The sequence below is a fragment of the Streptomyces sp. NPDC032721 genome (assembly GCF_055579625.1).
In genome coordinates, this window is record NZ_JBVIMX010000001.1 from 439,046 (window position 1) to 459,143 (window position 20,098).

The window sequence follows — 20,098 nt, forward strand, 5'->3', positions numbered from 1 at the left end:
CCGGACCATACCGCCGCCGTGCCCGTCGGCGCACGGGAATACCCTGGGGTTCCTTGTGGGACGTGGCGTGAGGAGTCCAAGGTGGCGCGGATGCTGGATGCAGTGGTCGTGGGTGCGGGCCCCAACGGGCTGACCGCCGCCGTCGAGCTGGCCCGCCGCGGGTTCTCCGTGGAGGTCTTCGAGGCGAAGGACACCGTGGGCGGCGGGGCGCGGACCGAGGAGCTGACGCTGCCCGGGTTCCGGCACGACCCGTGCTCGGCGGTGCACCCGCTGGGGATCGGTTCGCCCGCCTTCCGGAATCTGCCGCTGGAGCGGTACGGGTTGGAGTGGCTGCACCCGGAGCTGCCGATGGCGCATCCGTGGGACGACGGGACGGCGGCAGTGCTGTCCCGGTCGGTGGCGGAGACCGCGGCGTCGTTCGGGGCGCGGGACGCGGGGGCGTACCGGCGGCTGGTCGCCCCGTACCTCGGGAAGTGGGACACCCTCTCGCGGGACTTCATGTCGTTGCCGCTGACCGCGCTGCCGCGCGGTCCGGTGACGCTCGCCCGGTTCGGGCTGACCGGGCTGCCGCCCTCGACCTGGCTGATGCGGCGGTTCCGCGACGAGAAGGCGAAGGCGCTGATCGCGGGGCTGGTGGCGCACGTGATCGCGCCGCTGAGCGGATTCGCGACGGGGGCGGTCGGCCTGATGTTCGCGCTGGCCGCGCACGAGAACGGCTGGCCGGCACCGCGCGGCGGCTCGCAGGCGATCCCGGACGCGCTGACCGCGTACCTGCGGGACCTGGGGGGCGTCGTCCACACGCGGTTCGAGGTGAAGCGGCTCGACGACCTGCCCCCGGCCCGTGCGTACGTCTTCGACACCTCGCCGACGGCACTCGCCCGGATCGCCGGGCTGGGGAACGCGTATGAGAACTACCGGTACGGCGCGAGCGTCTTCAAGATCGATTACGCGCTGGACGGCCCGGTGCCATGGACCGCGCAGGAGGCACGCCGGGCCGGGACGGTCCAGATCGGCCCGACCAAGGGCGAGATCGGCAAGGCCCTGCGGCAGGCTTCCGGCGGTACGGCGCCCGAGGCCCCGTTCCTGATCACCGCACAGCCCAGCCTGGCCGATCCGTCGCGGGCGCCGGAGGGCAAGCAGGTCTTCTGGGCGTACGGGCACGTCCCGCACGCCTGGGAGGGTGACCTCACGGACGCGATCGAGCGCCAGATCGAACGTTTCGCCCCCGGCTTCCGGGACCGGGTCCTGGCCCGCGCCGCGGCGGGCCCGCGCGAGCTGGTCGGCCGCAACGCGAACTACATCGGCGGCGACATCGCGTGCGGCGCCTTCTCGGGGCTGCAGGTGCTGCTGCGCCCCAAGCTGTCGCTGTTTCCGTACACCACGTCGCACCCGGCGGTCTTCATCTGCTCGTCGGCGACGCCGCCGGGGCCCGGTGTGCACGGGATGTCGGGGCACAACGCGGCGAAGGCGGTCTGGCAGCGGCTGCGGGCGTCGGAGTGATAGGGACAGGGGATAAGGGTCCCGACCGGGTCAGCGCCCGTGCCGCCCCCCCCGCTCGCCGTGCCGTCCCCCGGCCGCGCGCGCAGAATGGCCGCATGGACGACCTGGACCGCAGCACCGCCTTCGACTACGTCATGTACGTCGGGGCCACCCCGGACCGCGTCTGGCAGGCCCTGACCGATCCCGCGTTCACCAGCCGCTACTGGAAGATCACCTTCGAGTCGGACTGGCTGGTGGGTTCCACGATGACCTGGCACGGGCTGGGGCTGGGCCTGCCCGACCCCGAGCAGGTCGTCCTGGCGGTGGAGCCCGGGCGGCTGCTCTCGTACACCTGGCACACCTTCACCCCGGCGTTCGCCGAGGCCACCGGCATGGACGAGGGGCTGCGGGCACAGGTGGCGGCGGAGTCGCGGTCCAGGGTGACGTACGAAATCACGCCGACCGGTCCGACGACCCGGCTGAGGGTCGTCCACGACGGGTTCGACGCGGGCTCGACCGTGCTGCCGATGCTCAGGGAGGGGTGGCCGGTGCTGCTCTCCAGCATCAAGACGTTCCTGGAGACGGGTGAGCCGCTCCCCGATCCGCAGTAGCGGGCAGCTCGGCGTCAGGCGGCCGGGCGGAGGCTGCGTCAGACGGCCGGGCCCGGCGTCACCAGCCCCGACTCGTAGGCGAAGACGACCAGTTGGGCACGGTCGCGGGCGCCCAGCTTCACCATTGCCCGGCTCACATGGGTCTTCGCGGTCAGCGGGCTGATGCCCGTGTGGGCGGCGATCTCCTCGTTGGTCAGGCCGCGTGCGACCAGTCCTGTGACCTCGCTCTCCCGTCGGGTCAGGCTCTCGAAGCCCGGTGCGGTGTACCGGTCCGGCGGGCGTGACACGAATTCGGTGATCAGCCGCCGGGTCACGGACGGCGAGAGCAGCGCGTCGCCCCGGGCGGCGATCCGGATGGCCTGGAGGAGTTCGCCGGGTTCGGTGTCCTTGAGCAGGAATCCGGCCGCCCCGGCGCGCAGCGCGTCGAAGACGTACTCGTCGAGCCCGTAGTTCGTCAGGATGACGACGTGGGTGGCGGCGAGTGCGGGGTCGGCGGCGATCTCGCGAGTCGCCTCGATGCCCGTCATCACCGGCATCTGTACGTCGACGAGTGCGACGTCGGGTACGTGGCGGCGGGCCAGCTCGACGCCCGCACGCCCGTCCGCCGCCTCGCCCACGACCTCGATGTCGTCCTCGGCACCGAGCAGCGCCCGGAACCCGGCACGCATCAGTGCCTGGTCATCGACGATCAGCACCCGGATCACGAGCCCCACTCCCCCTTCTCCCCATCACCCAACGGCAGTTGGGCCACCACGACGAATCCGCCACCGGCACGCGGTCCCGCCTCCAGCTCGCCGCCCAGCGCGGCGACCCGCTCCCGCATCCCGGTGAGCCCGGTCCCGGGGACCAGCGGCGGCACAGCACCAGAGGCCGGTCCCCCGTCATTCTCGATCCGTACGGTCAACAGGTGCGCGGTACGGTCGAGTTGGACGGTGGCCTTGGCGCGGCCGGCGTGCCGGGCCACATTGGTCAGGGCCTCCTGCACGATCCGGTACGCCGCCCTGTCGACCGCCGCGGGCAGCCGCCGCTCCTCCCCCGTGGTGACCACCCTTACGGCCAGCCCGGCGGCACGGGCCCGCTCCACGAGGTCGTCGAGCCGGTCGAGGCCCGTGCCGGGCGGTACGACGTCGGTCCGCAGCACCTCCAGGGTGGCCCGCAGCTCCCGCATCGCCTCACCACTGGCCTCCTGGATGGCGATCAGCGCCTCGGGCACCTCGTCCCCGCGCTTGCGGGCCAGGTGCACGGCGACCCCCGCCTGAAGCTTGACGATCGAGATGCTGTGGGTGAGCGAGTCGTGCAGCTCGCGGGCGATCCGCAGCCGCTCCTCGCCCGCCCGGCGCAACGCGGCCTCCTCGCGGGTGCGCTCGGCCTCCAGGGCCCGCTGCTCGGTCTGCCGCAGATAGGCCTGCCAGTTCTTGTCGATGAGCCCGGTGACCCCGGCGCAGATGAACCACCCGTGCAGCAGCAAGGTCCGCTCAAGGCCGCCCCCCGAGGGCTCGGCCACGAAGAACCCCACCAGGAAAAGCACCCCGACGACAACGGCCCCCAGCCGGTGCCCCTGCCGCGTCACGGCGTGCACACCTGCCACGACGGGAAAGGCGGCCGAGGTGCCCGGCTGGGTGTGCACGACGAACCCGAGCATGCACAGCGCGGAAACGGCGAGCACCGCCACGGGCGCCCGCCGATGCACGGCAAGCACGAGCGAACCGCACACAACGAGCACCACACCGAGAGGATCGAGCCGACCCCCGACGAACGAGGCAAGCAGCACGGCCCCACAGATCACAAAGGCAAGCAGAAGATCCAGCAGCCCCACCGACCGCCGGGCCCACCCCCGGGCACCAGACACCACGGCCGACCCCGACGCAGTGGACGCCGAGGTGTCCGACCCAACCGACCCGGACGAATCCGCCGCACTCGAAGCAGACCGACCCGACGCACTCGCCCCGGGCGCACCGGGCACGACCGCACTCGACACCGAAATTTCCGACTCGCCAGACACCACTACCGGCCCCGACGCAGTGGACACCGAGAGGTCCGGCCCAGCCGCCCCGGACGAATCCGACGCACTCGAAGCAGATCGACCCGATGCACTCGCCCCAGGCGCACCGGGCACGACCGGCAACAACGGACCCGGCTCACCCAGCACCCACGGACCCGACACGACCGGCCCGGCCCGACACGCCCCACCCAGCCCCGACGGGCCCGACCCACCCGGCTCTCGCGCCACAGCCGCCCCCTCCGCACCAGGCTCTCGCGCCACAGCCGCCCCCTCCGCACCAGGCTCTCGCCTCACCGCCACCCCCTCCGCACCCGCCACGCACAACCCCCGGCACCCCACCCTCCCTCCCCTTCCGGCGTCCCGCCTCCTCCCCTGAGGGGAGGTTCGCGCTACTCCCGCCGAAGTAGACGCCCACACAACTGACTTACCGGGCGCAGGCAGAAGAGACTCCGGCCGTAGGACGCGCCCGCGCCCCCTCCGGAGCGAGCATCTTCCCCATGACCGGATCCTTTCGTTTCACCTCGCCCGAGTCGCCCGAGTCCGCCACCGGGACGACTGCCGACGTCTACGCACAGGTGCTCGCCGACTTCGGTGTCTCGCACCCGCCCACCTTCGCCGTCCTGTCCCCCTCGCCCCATCTCCTCACGGGGTTCTGGGCGTTGATGCGCGAGGCCCTGCTCTCCGGGGACGCCCCGCGCACCGACAAGGAGCTCGTCGCCGCCGGTACCTCCCTCACCAACGGCTGCCACTTCTGTGTCAACGCCCACCTCTTCCTCCTGCACGCCGGCGGCGAGCCCGACCTCGCGGCGCGGATCGGGGACGGGAAGACCCCGCACGACGCGTACCACGCCCAACTCCTCGCCTGGGGGCGGGACATCGGCTCCCCGCAGCCCTTCCCGGCCGCCCACGCCGAGGAGTTCATCGGCACCTCGCTCGCCTTCCACTTCATGAACCGCATCGCCGACTCCCTCCTGACCCGTCCCCCGCTGGACGGCGCGGACCGCCGGGCGCGGCTCGTCGCCAGCGGGCCGGGACAGCACATCGCCGCCACCGTCCGCCGCGTACCGGCGCCGGGCGAGAGCGTGCCGCTGCTGCGGACCGAGGGCGAGGAACCGGCCTGGGCGACCCCGGGTTCCGCCGTGGCCATCGCCTACGCGGGGCTGCGCGAGGCGGCCGCGATGGGCGCCGGGCTGCTGTCGGACGACGACGTGGCGTACGTGGAGAAGGTCGTCGAAGGGTGGGACGGGGTCAGCCAAGTCGCCCTGGACGACGCCCGGTTGCCTCAGTGCGAAGACCGGCCCGGCGCACGTGTCGCCCTGCTCGCCGCCCTGGCTCCGCACCACCTCACCGAGGAGGACGTACGCACCTGGATGGTCCCGCCGTTCAGCGAGCACTGCCTCGTCCACCTCGTCGCATACGGTGCGATGGCCGCGACCGAGCGGCAGGCCGCACGCCTCGTCAGTGTCTCAAGTCCGGGCTAGGCGCCGCCGATTCGGCGGCCCGGCGGCCCGGCGTGGCCATCAGCGCCACGTACACGAGCAGTGACGCCGCGAGTCCCACCGCCCATCCGTAGTCCGCGAGAGGTTTCAGGAGCGGGACGAGTCCGTCCCCGGGGAAGGGCCCCTTCCCCGGGGCGGAGTGGGAGCCGCCGACCGCGAGCACTCCGCCGACGACGAAGGCCACGACCGCCCGCCAGTTCCAGCCGCCCGTGTACCAGTAGCGCCCGTCGCGCCGGTACAGACCGGCGAGGTCGAGGACCGTCTTGCGGACGATCCAGTAGTCGGCGACCAGAATTCCGGCGACCGTGCCGAGCAGTCCGCCGACCAGTCCCAGCCAGGTGAAGATGTACAGCTCGGGGGTCTCCGTGAGCTTCCACGGCATGATGACCACGCCCACAACTCCCGTGATGAGAGCGCCCGTTCGGAAGTTGATGCGCTTGGGCGCGAGGTGGGCGAGGTCGTACGCCGGTGAGACGACGTTGGCCGCCAGGTTCACCGAGATTGTCGCGACGAGTACGGTCACCAGCGCGAAGAGCAGCCCGAAGACGTTGTCGGTCTTCGCCGCGAGCGCGACCGGGTCCCAGACCGGTGCCCCGTACACCGCCTGGGAGCCGGAGGTCACGAAGACGGAGAGCAGCGCGAAGAGCGTCATCGTGGTCGGCAGTCCGAGCGACTGCCCCCAGATCTGGGCGCGTTGGCCCGAGGCGAAGCGCGTGAAGTCGGGAATGTTGAGGCTCAGGGTGGACCAGAAGGCGATCATGCCCATCAGGGCGGGGAAGAAGACGGGCCAGAAGTCCGCTCCCCAGCCCAGCTTCGAGGGCTGGTCGAGCAGCGGCCCGATGCCGCCCGCCTTGACGGTGATCCACACCAGCAGCACCAGCGCGCCGACGATGACGAACGGCGCCGCCCAGTTCTCGAAGCGGCGCAGCGTCTCCATCCCCCGGTAGATGATGGCGAGTTCGACCGCCCAGAAGAGCAGGAAGCACAGCCACAGCGTCCACGGCTGCCCACCGATCTCCGACGCCTCGGTCCAGCCGCCGAAGATCTTCCCCAGCAGGACGAAGATCCCCTGCCCGCCGATCCAGGTCTGGATGCCGAACCAGGCGCAGGCCACCGCCGCCCTGATCAGCGCGGGCAGATTGGCCCCGCGAAGCCCGAACGAGGCACGTGCCAGGACCGGGAAGGGGATCCCGTACTTGGGTCCGGCATGGCCCGTGAGCAGCATCGGGGCCAGCACGATCAGGTTCGCCAGCGCGATGGTGACGACGGCCTGCAGCCAGTCCATCCCGAGCGCGACGAGCCCCGAGGCGAGCAGCCAGGAGGGGATATTGTGCGCCATGCCGATCCACAGGGCGGCGAAGTTGTACGTGGTCCAGCGGCGGGCCGCCACCGGCACCGGGAGCAGGTCGTCGTTCACGAAGCGCGGGTCGGGCGGGACCGCCCCGGGCGCCAGCTCTTCCCGGCCGTTGGGCACGGCCTCGAACGGGGAGCTTCCTGGAGCGGTCTCGGTCATACGGCTGAACCCTTCGTCGTAGTAAGGGAGTTCAGGTACTCGGCTGCTCGGGAGCCGGCGCGCCGCGAACGGCTAGGTACGGGCCAGTGCCGGGATGACCGTGGCGCCGTACGCGTCGATGGTCGCCTCGCGCGCGTCGTGCATGTCGTACACGGCGAACTGGTCCACGCCCAGCTTCCGTAGCGCCCGCAGCTTCTCGATGTGCGCCTCGGCGGGCCCCAACAGGCAGAACCTGTCGACGATTTCGTCCGGCACGAAGTCCGCGTCCGGGTTCCCGGACCGCCCGTGGTGCGCGTAGTCGTAGCCCTGCCGCGCCTCGATGTAGGAGGTGAGTTCCGCCGGTACGAAGGCGGAGTCGGACCCGTACTTGGTGACCAGGTCCGCGACGTGGTTGCCGACCATTCCGCCGAACCACCGGCACTGGTCGCGGGCGTGCGCGAGGTCGTCGCCCACGTACGCGGGGGCGGCCACGCAGATCTTGACCTCGGCGGGGTCGCGGCCCGCGTCGGCGGCGGCGTCCCGTACCGCCCGGATCATCCACTCGGTCAGGAACGGGTCCGCGAGCTGGAGGATGAACCCGTCGGCCTTCGCGCCCGCCAGGGCCAGCGCCTTGGGTCCGTACGCCGCCATCCACACCGGCAGCTTCCCGTCCCGCACCCAGGGAATCCGCAGCGACTGCCCGTCGACCTTGGCCTCGCGCCCTTCGGCGAGGTCGCGGATGACCTCGATGGCCTCGCCGAGTCTGGCGAGGGTGGTGGGCCTGCGGCCCGCGACCCGCATGGCGGAGTCGCCCCTGCCGATGCCGCAGACGGTGCGGTTGCCGTACATGTCGTTGAGGGTGGCGAAGGTGGAGGCGGTGACCTCCCAGGTGCGGGTGCCCGGGTTGGTGACCATGGGGCCGACGATCAGCCGCTCGGTGTGTTCCAGGATCCGGCTGTAGATGACAAACGGTTCCTGCCAGAGCACGGCGGAGTCGAAGGTCCAGCCGTAGCGGAACCCGTTGCGTTCGGCGCGGCGCATCAGGCCGACGACCTCGGATGCGGGCGGATCGGTCTGCAGGACGAGTCCGAAGTCCATCGGCATGAAGGGGGTACCTCCTGGTTCGGGTACGCGCGGCGCGGATGGAGCGGGAGGTGGGGCGCACGCGCGGTGCGATGCGTTCGGGTTCCGGTAGCTCTTTCCACTTCGGGCCGCGCCGAACCGCGCCGAACCCGGTCGGACGATGCCCCGCGAACGGCCCTCGGGCGGGGCGGGAAGGCCCCATCGTGGACCCCGTGCCCGGCCTTGGCAAGGGTCCGTCAGCAAGCCCTTGCCGTACGGGGTCGACGCGCGTCCACCTGTTGTTGACGCGGTGGTTGGCGCGGTGGTCGCCCCGCCGCGACTCGTTCGGTGACGGACGCACGAAGGCGCCGGTGCCCTCGTGGGCACCGGCGCCTCGCGCGACGGCCGGCGGATCAGGAAACGGCCACCCGCGACGGCGTCACGTCGACGCCGAGCGACACGATGTAGTCCTTCATCTGCTCCAGGGTCTGCATGGGCCTGGCCGAGTCGGAGCCGAACTCGGAGAAGGAAGCGACGATCCGCTCCAGCACGACGCGACCCAGCGTGCGGACCAGCGGCAGGCCCAGGCAGATGTACATGCCCTGCCCGAAGGTCAGATGGGGGTTGGGGGAACGCCTGATGTCGAAGCGCTCCGCGTGCGGGAAGTGGCTCTCGTCGAAGTTGGCCGACGAGTCCCAGACGACGATGTGCGCGTCCGCCTTGATCTCGTGTCCGCCGAGGACGGTGTCGTGCCGGGCGGCACGCCACAGGTTGAACCACGAGAAGTCGTAGCGCAGGATCTCCTCGATGGCCCCGGGGATGAGTGCGGGATCCCGCCGCAGGGTCTGGTAGAACTCCGGGTCCTTGCAGAAGCGGGCGAAGGCGTAGCCCAGCATGAGTGCGAGGGGTGCGTTTCCGGCGGTGGCCAGATCCAGGCACATGTGGACGATCTTCTCTTCCGCCAGCCGGTCGTCCTTGGCGCGTGCGGCGAGCAGGGCGCTCATCAGGTCGTCATTCGGGTGGAGCTTGCGGTCGGCGAGCTGGTCCTGGAACAGGCCGACCACATCGGCGTGGTCCGGCGAACGGACCCCGATCAGCTGGCCGAACATCTGGTCCGACCATTCCCGGAACCGGTCGGGGCCCGATATCCGCAGCCCGAACATGTCACCGATGACACGTTCCATGAGCGGATAGCAGAATTCGCCGATCATTTCCATCTTGCCGGAGTTGCGGGCCGGTTCCAGCAGCGAGTCCACGATGGTCTCGAATTCGGGCGCCCGTGCCTCGATGTTGCTCGGCACGAACGACCGCCCGACGAACCCGCGCAGGAAACGGTGCTCCGGAATGTCCGCCCTGCCGAAGGAGAACGGCAGGCCCATGTGGGTCTTGTTGGTCACCGAGAAGGTGTCGGGGTTCTTGAGTACGTGGTGCACGTCCTCGTACCGGAAGACTTCCCACAGGTTGTATTCCGGGCGGAAACGCAGGGGCTGGTTCTTCTGCATGTGCTGGAACCAGGCTATGCGTTCTTCGATCGAATCGCTCAGCTCAGGGAAAAGGAGATCCCTGGTGGGTTTACTGGTCTGACTGGTCATTCCCTCACCTCTTCTGGCCGGCCGCTCACCCTGGCACCCGGCGGTTCTACAGGAGTTCGGCGGTGAGCCAGATGTGCTCCTTGGTGCGGAAGGTGCTCTCCCAGACGGCCCTGCCCACCTCGGGGAGCCGGTCGAGGTGCTCGTCGACCACCTTGCCGAGGACGGCGTTGCTGAGCGTCTCGGAGGTCGGGCCGTACTGGACGATCAGCTTGTTGCCGGTGGCCTGGCTGAACCTGAGCCGGCCGATCGGCGCGTCGCAGATGCGTTCCCGTACCGGCGTCGGCGCCACGCTGACCAGGGGCGCCCAGGCGTACATGGACTCACCGCTGACGACGGCGTGGTCCTGGAGCACCGTGAACGGCAGGGACTTGACGAAGTCCGCGCAGAGTTCCTCGTTGAGGTCGCCGGCGATCTCGGCGTGCACCTCGATGCCCAGCGGCTGCCAGGTGAGCTTGATCGGGATAGTCAGGAGCGGGTCGCCGCCGCCTGCGACCGGGGAGGGCGTGTACTCCTGCTGCGCCGACGCGTCGCTCTCGGGGTAGCGGTAGTGCTCGCCGACGTGCCACGGGAAGTAGTGGTGCGACCAGGCGGTCAGCCGGTTCACGTATTCGGTGAACGTGAACAGCCGGTCCACCAGTTCCCGGCGGTCCTCCACCGGCTTCGCGATCTGGCCCGCGTATTCCGCCAGGGTCGGGAATCCGTTGTAGCCGAGGAAGGTGCTGTAGATGGGGTCCATCGTACGGAAGACCGTCAGCATGCTCTCGACGGAGAGGCTTTCGTCCGTCGCCATCCGAGACAGCTGGTAGAGGTTCATCGAATAGTCGCGGACGATTCCGTTCGCGAAGTCCCAAGCGGTGAAGTACTGGTCGTACGACCCCGGGGAATCGGCCATCGTGCCGGTTCGGATCTTGCGTATCTCCTCGGGCTCCTCGGACATGGAGCTTTCGATGAGCGTCTTGAGTTCGGGATATGCGGGCATGCTTCCCCCACGTTGGTTTACGGCGTTCTGGTGGACGGCGTTGCTGTGCGTGGCCGGTCGCGGTTCCCTACGGCGCCTTCCGCAGGCGATCGGGAGAGGACCGGCTCCACAGGGGGTGGATCTCCCCCGTGGTGATCTGCGTGGCCAGGGTGCGCCCGATGAACGGGGCGAGCGTGATGCCACTGTTGGCGAATGCCTCGTAGTACCCGTCGACGCCGGAGAGCGCGCCGACGGCCGGAAATCCGTCGGCCGGGAACACCGCGGTGCCGAAACGAATCTGTTCGACGGCGGCCGAAGCCAGCGCCGGAACCGTGCGGTACGCGCGTTCCAGCAGGTCGGAGACGAGTTCGTCGCCGGGATCGGACCGGGTGTCGGCCGGCAGCCGGGCGTCGACCTGCTCGGAGCGCACGCGCACCCGGCCCGGCCCTGCCGACCTGATGTGCGCCTGTGCGCCGCGCAGGACGTGCCGCACCGGATCGGTGTCGGTCTTCAGGTCGATCACGAGGCTGCTGCGGGTCGCGACCCCCGAGCGCACGGGCGCTCCGAGCATCGCGGCCACCGTCGGCACCTCGGGCCCGGCGGCGTTGACGACGTTGTCAACCTCGATGCGCCCGCCGGTGTCCAGCCGTACCGCAGCCACTCGTCCCGCACGGGTCTCCAGACCGTCGGCGGCGGCGTTCCACAAGGTCAGGAGCCCGGTCTCGCGGGCCGCCGCGATCAGCGCGGAGACCATGGCGGGCCCGTCGATCCAGGCCTCGTCGGGGAACAGCACGACCGGTGTCCGCTCGTGCGGGAACGCGATGTCCGGCTCCTGTTCCCGGTTCAGCCGAGCCGCCTCGCAGCGGACCGTCCGGTAGCCCCAGGCGGCGAGTTGATCGACCGTCGCGGCGAACGCCCGGCTGTCGTCGGCACCCGCGCTGCCGTCGGCCCGGTCGTCGCTCCAGGCCAGGCTGCCGGTGGGGTGCCACCACGGTGCGGAGTCGAACTGCCCGGCGAAACGGAGGTGTTCGAGAATTCCGGTGTGGCTCAGCTCGAAGCGTGCGTAGGTGGGCTGCTGGAAGGCGCTCAGTCGCGCGAAGCTGACGTCCGTGGTCAGGCCGCCGGGCCGGTCGCGCTCCACCAGGTGCACCCGTACCCCGCGCTGGGTCAGGCTGTGGGCCACGCACGCCCCGATGACGCCGGCCCCGACGACTCCTACGGTCTTCAACGTCCCGTCACCGTCCCGGCAGGAACGGGACCGCGGCAGCACGCGTCCGCAGAGGTGAGAGCGGATGTTCGAATCGATTTCCCGCCACCGCCCGGGGCGACGTGGTCCGGCCATCGAGGCCGGTACGTCGTGGGCGAGTCGCGCCGGTGGAAGAGCAACTCGGGATTCCTCATGTGCCGCAGGCCATCACGTTCCCGCTCCGGCGCGCAACGAAAGCCCCGAGTGGTCCGGTCGGTACGGCATCCACTGGTCTGGCCGACTGTGACTGGTGTCACGCGGCCAGCAGTCTGCCCGTCTGTCCCATCGCGGCGGCGAGCACGCCGACGGCTTCCGCGATCAGGCCGCTCCGTACCGCCCCGTACCCGAACACCACGCCGGGCGCGGTCTGTTGGCGGCCGAGCTGGAAGTGCCGGCCCGGATGGACGAGCACGGACCTCGCCCGTGCGGCGGCGGCCAGCCGCAGATCGTCGACCCCGTCAGGCAGTTGGATGTACGCGTGCGTACCCGCGGGTCCGCCGGTCGTCCTGGCACCGGGCAGGTGTTCCTCGACGGCTTCCAGCAGCGCCGAGCGCCGGCGCCGGAAGACGCTCCGGACGTGCCGGACGTGCTGGTCGAGCACGCCGGAGGAGACGAAGTGCGCGAAGGTCAGCTGGGTGAGCGGATCCGGGGAGCCCAGCGGGGCCCGGCCGAGCCGCTCCGCCACCGCCGGGGGCGCCACCACCCAGCCGAGCCGTACGACCGGGCCGAGCAGGGGCCCGGTCGTCCCGGCGTGGATGACCCGCTCCGGACGGTGCCGTTGCAGGGCGAGCGGTCCGCTGCCGGTGCCGAGCCACAGGTGCCCGTCCCGGTCGTGCTCGATCACCCAGCCGTCCACCGCGGCGGCCCACCGCAGCAGCGCCTCCCGCCGGGCGGCCGACAGCACGGCTCCCGTGGGCACCTGTGACATCGGTGTCACCAGCACGGCGCGTGCCCCGGACCGCTCCAGCGCGTCGACGTCGATGCCCTCCTCGTCCACCGGCACTCCGGTCACCCGCAGTCCGGCCTGCTTGGCGAGCCTGACCTGCCGGGGGCGGCCGGGGTTCTCCACGGCGAGGTGGTCGACACCGAGTTCGCGCAGGAGCACCTGGCACAGGCCGCCGAGCGCGTGGTCGAAGTCCGCGGTGACGGCCACCTCGGCGGCACTGGCCAGTACTCCGCGTGAACGGCCGAGGTACGCCGAGAGTTCGTGCCGGAGTTCGGGAACCCCGAGGGGGTGCTGCCGGGGCCCCGCACCGCTGATCGACCGGCTCACGTGTTCGTAGGCCCGCAGCCAGTCACGGGACGGGAAGAACACCGAGCTGGTCGCGTCGGCCCGCAGGTCGTAGCGGGCCTCCGTCCGCGCGGCCGGGGCGGCCGGCACCGCCGGGCCCCGGGCGGGGCGCGGCAGGTGCGTCGCCACGCTGGTGCCCGACCCCCGGGTGGAGCGGAGGAAGCCCTCCGCGATCAGCAGTGCGTACGCCTGGACGACGACGCTGCGGGAGACCCCGAGGTCCCCGGCGAGGTCGCGGCTCGACGGGAGCCGGACACCCGGATGCAGGGTGCCGTCCTGTATGCGTTCGCGGATGGCCGACTGTATCTGCACGGTCATCGGCAGCCGCGACTTCCTGTCCAACGCGATCGGCAACATGTTTCCCCCAGCCCCATTCCCCTGCTGCGCCGCCCGCTCGGGCGCAGGTCTCCCCCGGTCGGCGATGCCTCGCCACCCTTCCGGATGATCAGTGGCTGGACGAAGAGACACCTTCCGAAGTCGACGGGGCTTCCTTGGCCTCGGGCCCGTCCACCGGTCGCACCGTGCCCCGGCCGGCCACCAGCGCCACGGCCGTCTGGGCCGCCGCGGCGACGATCATCAGCATGAGCGGCGCCTTCCAGTCCGAGCCGCCCGTGTGCAGCAGCCCGAAGACCACCGGACCGACGGCGGCCAGCAGGTAGCCGACCGACTGGGCCATCGCCGACAGCGCGCCCGCCGAGGTGGCGTCCTGGGCCCGCATGCTCATGAAGGCCAGCGCGAGCACCAGGCAGGCGCCGCCGCCCAGTCCGAGGACCACGCTCCACAGCAGGGCCCAGCTCGGTGCGAGGAACAGTCCGGCGTAACCGAGGAGCATGATCGCCGAGCAGACCGTCGCCAGCACCCGCTGGTCGCGTGCCCACCGCAGGGCACCGGGCACCGCCAGGCTCGTCAGCACCGCGACCGCCTGGAACAGGAACAGCAGCCAGCCCGCCGCCGCGGCGCTGATGCCGTTGTCCTGGAACACCTGCGGCAGCCACGTCACGACGACGTAGAAGCCCAGCGACTGCAGCCCCATGAACGCGGTGACCGCCCACGCCAGCCCCGAGTGCCAGGGCAGCCGGTGCCCGCGGACCGCCTGCGGGGAGGCCGGCCGGTTGCGCATCTGGGGCAGCCACACCAGGAAGGCCACCACCGAGACCAGCCCCCACCAGCCCAGGGCGGTGTACCAGCCGCCGGGCGCGACCTCGCTGATCGGCACCGCGACGCCGGACGCGATGGCGGCGACGCCGCCCATCACGGTGGCGTAGGCGCTGGTCAGCAGACCCACCTTGGTGGGGAAGTCGCGCTTGATGAGACTCGGCAGCAGTACGTTGCCCACGGCGATGCCCGCACCGATCAGCACCGTTCCCGCGAACAGCCCGACGGCCGACGGCAGCCAGCGCACCGCGATGCCCACGGTCAGCACCACCAGTGCGCCCCCGAGGAGCCGTTCGGCCCCCCACCGCGCGGCCATCCGCGGCACCATCGGGGACAGCGCCGCGAACGCCAGCAACGGAAGGGTGTTCAGCAGGCCCGCCGCGCTCGATGCCAGTCCGAGGTCCGCCTGCACCTGGTCCAGCAACGGCCCGACGCCGGTCAGACTCGCCCGCAGATTGGCCGCCACCACGAGCAGCCCGAATACCAGCAACGCCTGACTGGAACGCCGCGTCGACATGTTCTCCATGTCCACCATCATTGGGCGGCGCCCGGAGAACAACGAGACCGTACTTAGGCTAGCCCCCGGAGGGCCACCCTCCGCAGGCTCCGGGCGTTCTCCGTCCGTTCACGCCCGGCCGTCAACTCGCCCTGTATCTTTGCCCCATGGGGACTCCGTTGGGCAATTTCATCCGGGCCAAGCGTGACAGCATCCAGCCGGAATCCCTCGGGCTTCCGGCGCGGGGCCGGCGCCGCTCGCCGGGTCTGCGCCGCGTGGAACTCGCCACCTGGGCAGGCATCAGCGTCGAGTACCTGACCCGCATCGAGCAGGGGCGCGACCGCAATCCCTCGCCGACGGTCGTCAACTCGCTCGCCGAGGCCCTCAGCCTCGACCCCTCGGAACGCAACCACCTGCGCTACCTCGCGAAGATCACCGGCGGTGAGTGCGCCGTCCAGGTCCGGCCCGTGCCGCCGTCCCGGCAGGTACGGCCCTCCGTGCTGCGGACGCTGCGCCTGCTGGAGCCCGGTGTCGCCATCGTGACCAACCGGCTCGGCGACATCCTGGCCCGTACCAGCGGCTTCCAGTCGGTCACCAGTGGCACGGGACTGCTCGACGTCGCCCAGCCGAACCTCAACCGCTATCTGTTCACCGACCCGCGCGCCCGGTCCTTCTTCGTCGACTGGGACGACGTCGCGGACGAGCAGGCCTTCGACCTGTGGCAGGCGCCGTCGCTGGAGAACCTGGAGTGGCTCACCGCCGAGCTTTCGCCCATCGCGGGACCGGAGTTCACCGGCCGCCTGAACAGCCAGGTGATCCCGCGCCGGGGCACGCTCCGGCTCAACCACCCGGGCGGACTCCAGCTCCGGCTGCTGCGCGAGACGCTCGAACTCGCCTCGGACACCCAGCAGTTGGTCGTCTTCCTTCCGGCGGACGACCAGACGACAGAGGCCATCGACAAACTCCAGCACGAGTCCCACGGGCCGCTCAGGTCCATCTCGTAGCGGGTCGGCCGCTCGGGGTCAGCCGGGCGAATTCAGCCGGTCGGCGTCAACCTGCCCATCGCGGCCGCGAGTTCGTCCTGCTCGTCGTCCGGCAGCCAGCGGCCCGCGTGCACCATGTGCAGGGCGGTGAGCAGCCGGGTCCGGTCCTCGTCGGTGCCGAGGTGGGTGAGGTACGCGGGCAGGATCAGCCCGAGGGCCTTGAGGTCACCGCGTGCGCAGAGCTTCGCAAAGAGTCCGGCCAGGGCATCGTCGGCGGCCGTGGCGTTCGGCGCCTCCGGGCCGCCGCCGGTGCGCAGCCCCTCGGCCACCGCCATCCGGATGCCGTCGCCATAGGGTCCCGGCGGCACCGCCCCCACGTGCTCGGCGGCCGACTCGTAGTGCTCGCGCGACGGTTCCGGCCGGTCCAGATCGCCGTACGCCTTGGCCATGTTGAGGTGCAGGGAAGCGTAGAAGCCGGTGACGCGGTCGTCGCCGACCAGGTCCGCGCGGGTCAGGCACTCCTGGTTCCAGTGCAGGGTCTCCTCGGGGGTGGGCTGGTGGCGGGCGAGGTAGTGCGCGGCGATGCACGCCTCGTAGTCGTCCTGCGCGCGCTCCCAGGCCTTCCTGAAGAGGTCGCGGGCGTCATCGTTCCGCCCCTGGGACTCGGCGTGCATGCCTTGGGTGCAGAGCTGGACGACGGGGTTCTGGGGATCCATGGGGACATTCCTCCTGGTGGGGTGGGGCAGTTCAGTTCAGTCGTCGGTGGTCGCGCGGGGGTTCCTGACCGGCATCACCAGGGTCGTGAAACTCCCCTGGTCGGCGGACCGTACGACCACCGGAGCGGACGGCGAGGAGATCTCCAGCAGCACGTCGGGCCCCACTCCGGCGTCGAGCGCGGGGAGGAGTACGGCCGGATCGAACGCGAGGGTGACCGGCGGCCCGGTACGGATGACCGTCAGGCAGACCGCCGACTCGCCCGGATTCAGGGTGAGTTGTTGCTCGTCGGCACGCATCACCACCGGCCGTCCGCCGGAACCCGCTGCCTGCTCGACCGCCGCAGCGAGCGCCGTCCGGTCCGCGATGATCCGGTGGCGGGCTGCGGGCAGGTGGTCCAGCATCTGGCGGTAGTCGGGGAAGGGTTCTGCGGCGGTGCTCAGCTGCCGCGAGTCGCCGCCCCCGTCGCCGTACAACCGGATCCCGGCCTCGCCGAACTCGACACGGAGCTCCGGAACCCGTACCGCCCACGCGGCGAGGGCCGTCAACTCATCGACATCCAGGAGCACTTGGCACGGTACGCCGGTGAACTCGGCTGGCCGCAACGCCCGTACCGCGAGCCGGTAGCGGTCGGTGGCGACGAGCCGCACCTCCTGGCGCTCGCACTCGATCAGTACGTGGCCCAGTACGGGGAACTCCTCCCGCGCGGCACCGCCCGCGACCGCCGGAGCGACCTGACGTACCGCACTGGCCAGCTCCGCCCCGCCGAGCCGCACCGTCGCCCGGGGAGCACCGCCCGCGTCCGGCAGTCCGCCGAGGATCTCCGCGATCACCGACTGTGCGGAGTCCGCCGTCTCGCGCGCCTTCCTGGCGTGCGCCTCCAGTACCGCCCGCGCCTCCCCGTGGGAGCCGTCGAGGACGGCCGATGCCTCGGTGAGCGGCAGCCCCGCCTCGCGCAGCCGCCGGACCAGGACCGCGCGGGATTCCTGGCCGGGGGCGTAGTAGCGGTATCCGGTCGCCTCGTCGACGCGGGCGGGGTGCAGCACGTCGCAGTCGTCGTAGAACCGCAGTGCGCTGGGGGCGAGACCCACCCGGCGGGCGAAGGCACCGATGCTCATGAGCTCGCCGGGGTCGGGGGTGGCGGGTGAGGCGGGTGGCCCTGGCGTGGCTGGCGTGTCTGGCGTGTCGTCCATGCGGCCGATTGTCGGCTTTCAAGTGGCTTGAAGGTCAACCTGCCGCCACCGGGGTGTCCGTGTCGGAGGCGCTGCGGACGTACGGACGGGAGGCCCCGGCGGCACCGGCCTGCGCCCGCCGCATCTTGGTCGAGGGCCACCAACTGACGTTGCCCAGCAGGATCATGGCCGAGGGAAGGATCATCACGCGGATGATGAAGGCGTCCAGCAGGACCGCGACGGCGAGGCTGAAGCCGATCTGCTTCATCTCGGCCAGGTGCAGCAGGATGAAGCTGGAGAACACCGTCACCATGACGACGGCGGCACTGGTGACCACCTTCGCGGAGCTCTCGATGCCGTCCAGCACCGCCTTGCGCGTGGGCACTCCGCTCAGCGCCGCCTCCCTGATCCGGCTGACCACGAAGACCTGGTAGTCCATCGAGAGGCCGAAGAGGATCACGAAGAGGAACAGCGGCACCCGCGAACCGATGGCGCTGGTGGCACTCTCGTCGAAGCCGAACACGGCCGAGGCGAGGCCCCACTGGAAGAAGACGACCAGCAGGCCGAACGCGGCTGCCACGGACAGCAGGTTGAGCAGCACCCCGAGCAGCCCCAGGACCACCGAGCCGAAGACCAGCGCCGTCAGCAGGAAGGTCAGCAGCAACAGGAACCCGATGACCACCGGCAGCTTGGCGTTCTGGTGGGCCAGGTAGTCGGCGTCCTGCGCGGACGTACCGTCGACTCCGTACTCCGCGCCGTCGATCTTCCCGACCGTGGCCGGGAGGTGGTCCTCGCGCAGCTGCCGCAGGGTGTCCTTGGCCTCGGCGGAGCTCAGCCGGTGCGGCACGCTCAGGTTCAGTACGCTCACCCGGCCGTCGGCGGAGGTACGCGGTGCGGGCTGCTTCTTGGCGAAGGCGGGGTCCGCCTGGGTGCGCCGGGTGAGGTCCGCGAGCGCGGAGCGCAGTTCGCCCCGCTGGTCCGTGCCGACCCGTACGACGACCCAGTGCTCGGTGAGCATCTCGGGGAAGGCCTCGTTGAGCCGGTCGTACGCCTTCATCTCCGGGATCTCGCGGGAGTGGGTGTCCTTGTTGAGGACCCGCAGCTCCATGCCGAACGCGGGGAGGGCGAGCCCGGCCATCACCAGGACCGACACCACGAGGGTGGCCGCCGGGTGGTTGCGCGCGGGACGCAGCAGGGCGGTCCACAGCCGGCCGGTCTCCTGTGCCGCCTTCGCACGCCCGGGCGTCTTGCCCGCCTTGCCTGCCTTGCCTGCCTTGCCTGCCTTGCCTGCCTTGCCCGCCGCTGCCGCGCGGGCGGCCCTGCGGTCCTGCCGGTGCCCGATCTTGACCAGCAGGGCGGGCAGTACGGTCACCGAGCTGATCATGGCGGTGAAGACGACGACGATGGTGCCGACGGCGAGCGAGGAGAAGATGACGTCGGTGGCCAGGAACAGGGTCGCGGTCGAGATGATCACGGCGAGGGCGGAGACCACGATCGCCCGTCCCGAGGTCGCGGCGGCGATGCCCACCACGGCTTCCGGGCTCAGCCGACCGGCCGCCTTCTCGCGCTCCTCGCGTTCCCGCTTGAGGTAGAAGAGGGTGTAGTCCACGCCGACGGCCATGCCGATCAGCAGGATGACGTTCATGCCGACGCCGGTGTCGGGCAGCAGGTGGGACGCCGCCATGTAGAGACCGAAGGCGCCGGCGATCGAGGTGAGTGCCAGCAGGAGCGGCACCCCGATCATGATCAGCGAGCCGAAGACGAGGAACAGCGTGACCAGCGTGACCGGGAAGGAGATCAGCTCCGACGTCGCGAGGTCGGCACTGCGCTGACTGTCCAGGCCCTTGCTGACCGAGGCGTCGCCGGTCTCCTCCACGACGAGGTCGGGGTGGGCGGCCCCCACCTGGGCGGTCTGCTCCAGAAGCGGATCGACGAGCTCCTTCACCTCCCGTTTGACGCCCTTCATGGTCACTTCGACCATGAGCATCTTGCCGTTCTGGGCCCGGACCGGGGCCGCCACGGCCAGCACCTCGGGCAGTTTCTTCATCCGGGCGGTGAGGTCATCGGCCGCACTCCGGGCCTTGGTCTCGTCCAGCGGTCCGGCCTTCGCCGTAATCATGACCTGTTCGGACGGCGCCTCCAGCACCTTCGCCTCGGTGGCGATGGCTTCGGCGCGCCCCGACTCGCCCACCAGGAAGTCCTGAGCGGTCGCGCGGTTGGTGCCGAGGCCGATGCCGACGGCCAGGCACAGGGCGACGAACACGAACCAACCCGCGATGGCGCGTCCTGGATGTAAGGCGCTCCAACTCGCCGCTCGAACGGTGATCGGCTGCTTCTGCACGTGCT

16 protein-coding genes are annotated in these 20,098 nt (G+C 70.9%); 4 read left to right on the forward strand and 12 right to left on the reverse strand.

The features are described from left to right. The first annotated feature begins 90 nt into the window (after positions 1–90). The gene (locus tag ACZ5PB_RS01890; RefSeq protein ID WP_468686884.1) at positions 91–1,500 is read left to right on the forward strand and encodes a phytoene desaturase family protein; all 1,410 of its coding nucleotides are present in this window, start codon (positions 91–93) and stop codon (positions 1,498–1,500) included. A gap of 95 nt (positions 1,501–1,595) precedes the next feature. Then, on the forward strand, positions 1,596–2,090 hold the full coding sequence (locus ACZ5PB_RS01895; protein ID WP_468686885.1) for an SRPBCC family protein: 495 nt from the start codon (positions 1,596–1,598) through the stop codon (positions 2,088–2,090). Between the two features lie 38 nt (positions 2,091–2,128). Here ACZ5PB_RS01895 and ACZ5PB_RS01900 read toward each other — a convergent pair whose 3' ends face one another. Beyond that, the gene (locus ACZ5PB_RS01900) at positions 2,129–2,794 is read right to left on the reverse strand and encodes a response regulator (protein ID WP_468688236.1); all 666 of its coding nucleotides are present in this window, start codon (positions 2,792–2,794) and stop codon (positions 2,129–2,131) included. Continuing rightward, a complete protein-coding gene (locus ACZ5PB_RS01905; protein WP_468686886.1) occupies positions 2,791–3,939 on the reverse strand; it encodes a sensor histidine kinase in 1,149 nt (382 codons plus the stop codon). The genes ACZ5PB_RS01900 and ACZ5PB_RS01905 overlap by 4 nt, the downstream gene beginning before the upstream one ends. A 650-nt stretch (positions 3,940–4,589) precedes the next feature. Here ACZ5PB_RS01905 and ACZ5PB_RS01910 point away from each other — a divergent pair. Beyond that, on the forward strand, positions 4,590–5,573 hold the full coding sequence (locus ACZ5PB_RS01910; protein ID WP_468686888.1) for a carboxymuconolactone decarboxylase family protein: 984 nt from the start codon (positions 4,590–4,592) through the stop codon (positions 5,571–5,573). Here ACZ5PB_RS01910 and ACZ5PB_RS01915 read toward each other — a convergent pair. The 7 genes from ACZ5PB_RS01915 to ACZ5PB_RS01945 form a co-directional block, all read right to left on the reverse strand. Next, complete coding sequence (locus ACZ5PB_RS01915; protein ID WP_468686889.1) at positions 5,551–7,104, reverse strand: NCS1 family nucleobase:cation symporter-1; 1,554 nt, start codon at positions 7,102–7,104, stop codon at positions 5,551–5,553. The two genes, ACZ5PB_RS01910 and ACZ5PB_RS01915, sit on opposite strands and share 23 nt — an antisense overlap. Before the next feature lie 72 nt (positions 7,105–7,176). Next, positions 7,177–8,181 (reverse strand): TIGR03842 family LLM class F420-dependent oxidoreductase, encoded by a 1,005-nt coding sequence (locus ACZ5PB_RS01920; protein WP_468688238.1) that lies wholly within the window; start codon positions 8,179–8,181, stop codon positions 7,177–7,179. A gap of 377 nt (positions 8,182–8,558) precedes the next feature. After that, positions 8,559–9,737: a cytochrome P450 gene (locus ACZ5PB_RS01925; protein ID WP_468686890.1), complete on the reverse strand. Its 1,179-nt coding sequence runs from the start codon at positions 9,735–9,737 to the stop codon at positions 8,559–8,561. Between the two features lie 46 nt (positions 9,738–9,783). After that, positions 9,784–10,716, reverse strand: a complete 933-nt coding sequence (locus tag ACZ5PB_RS01930; RefSeq protein WP_468686892.1) for a cucumopine synthase-related protein — start codon at positions 10,714–10,716, stop codon at positions 9,784–9,786. A 67-nt stretch (positions 10,717–10,783) separates the two neighbouring features. Beyond that, positions 10,784–11,923 (reverse strand): NAD(P)/FAD-dependent oxidoreductase, encoded by a 1,140-nt coding sequence (locus tag ACZ5PB_RS01935; protein WP_468686893.1) that lies wholly within the window; start codon positions 11,921–11,923, stop codon positions 10,784–10,786. A 271-nt stretch (positions 11,924–12,194) separates the two neighbouring features. After that, positions 12,195–13,550: an aminotransferase-like domain-containing protein gene (locus ACZ5PB_RS01940; RefSeq protein WP_468686894.1), complete on the reverse strand. Its 1,356-nt coding sequence runs from the start codon at positions 13,548–13,550 to the stop codon at positions 12,195–12,197. Positions 13,551–13,677: 127 nt separating this feature from the next. Continuing rightward, positions 13,678–14,913: a CynX/NimT family MFS transporter gene (locus ACZ5PB_RS01945; RefSeq protein WP_468686895.1), complete on the reverse strand. Its 1,236-nt coding sequence runs from the start codon at positions 14,911–14,913 to the stop codon at positions 13,678–13,680. 137 nt (positions 14,914–15,050) lie between these two features. On the opposite strand from ACZ5PB_RS01945, the gene ACZ5PB_RS01950 reads away from it, so the two are divergent. Next, a complete protein-coding gene (locus ACZ5PB_RS01950; protein WP_468686897.1) occupies positions 15,051–15,887 on the forward strand; it encodes a helix-turn-helix transcriptional regulator in 837 nt (278 codons plus the stop codon). A 32-nt stretch (positions 15,888–15,919) separates the two neighbouring features. Here the strand turns inward: ACZ5PB_RS01950 and ACZ5PB_RS01955 are convergent, their stop codons facing one another. Genes ACZ5PB_RS01955 through ACZ5PB_RS01965 form a run of 3 tightly spaced genes read right to left on the reverse strand, consistent with a single transcriptional unit; the run spans position 15,920 to position 20,093 of the window. After that, on the reverse strand, positions 15,920–16,582 hold the full coding sequence (locus ACZ5PB_RS01955) for a hypothetical protein (protein ID WP_468686899.1): 663 nt from the start codon (positions 16,580–16,582) through the stop codon (positions 15,920–15,922). 36 nt (positions 16,583–16,618) lie between these two features. Beyond that, positions 16,619–17,773 carry a DNA polymerase III subunit beta family protein gene (locus ACZ5PB_RS01960; protein WP_468686900.1) on the reverse strand — a complete coding sequence of 385 codons (1,155 nt, stop codon included), beginning with the start codon at positions 17,771–17,773 and terminating at the stop codon, positions 16,619–16,621. Positions 17,774–17,807: 34 nt separating this feature from the next. After that, the gene (locus ACZ5PB_RS01965) at positions 17,808–20,093 is read right to left on the reverse strand and encodes an MMPL family transporter (protein ID WP_468686901.1); all 2,286 of its coding nucleotides are present in this window, start codon (positions 20,091–20,093) and stop codon (positions 17,808–17,810) included. Positions 20,094–20,098: the final 5 nt, after the last annotated feature.

Coding starts and splice junctions, on each gene's coding strand:
- ACZ5PB_RS01890 (WP_468686884.1), top strand. CDS start 91: ATGCTGGATGCAGTGGTCGTGGGTGCGGGCCCCAACGGGCTGACCGCC.
- ACZ5PB_RS01895 (WP_468686885.1), top strand. CDS start 1,596: ATGGACGACCTGGACCGCAGCACCGCCTTCGACTACGTCATGTACGTC.
- ACZ5PB_RS01910 (WP_468686888.1), top strand. CDS start 4,590: ATGACCGGATCCTTTCGTTTCACCTCGCCCGAGTCGCCCGAGTCCGCC.
- ACZ5PB_RS01915 (WP_468686889.1), bottom strand. CDS start 7,104: ATGACCGAGACCGCTCCAGGAAGCTCCCCGTTCGAGGCCGTGCCCAAC.
- ACZ5PB_RS01920 (WP_468688238.1), bottom strand. CDS start 8,181: ATGGACTTCGGACTCGTCCTGCAGACCGATCCGCCCGCATCCGAGGTC.
- ACZ5PB_RS01925 (WP_468686890.1), bottom strand. CDS start 9,737: ATGACCAGTCAGACCAGTAAACCCACCAGGGATCTCCTTTTCCCTGAG.
- ACZ5PB_RS01930 (WP_468686892.1), bottom strand. CDS start 10,716: ATGCCCGCATATCCCGAACTCAAGACGCTCATCGAAAGCTCCATGTCC.
- ACZ5PB_RS01940 (WP_468686894.1), bottom strand. CDS start 13,550: ATGACCGTGCAGATACAGTCGGCCATCCGCGAACGCATACAGGACGGC.
- ACZ5PB_RS01945 (WP_468686895.1), bottom strand. CDS start 14,913: ATGGAGAACATGTCGACGCGGCGTTCCAGTCAGGCGTTGCTGGTATTC.
- ACZ5PB_RS01950 (WP_468686897.1), top strand. CDS start 15,051: ATGGGGACTCCGTTGGGCAATTTCATCCGGGCCAAGCGTGACAGCATC.
- ACZ5PB_RS01955 (WP_468686899.1), bottom strand. CDS start 16,582: ATGGATCCCCAGAACCCCGTCGTCCAGCTCTGCACCCAAGGCATGCAC.
- ACZ5PB_RS01960 (WP_468686900.1), bottom strand. CDS start 17,773: ATGGACGACACGCCAGACACGCCAGCCACGCCAGGGCCACCCGCCTCA.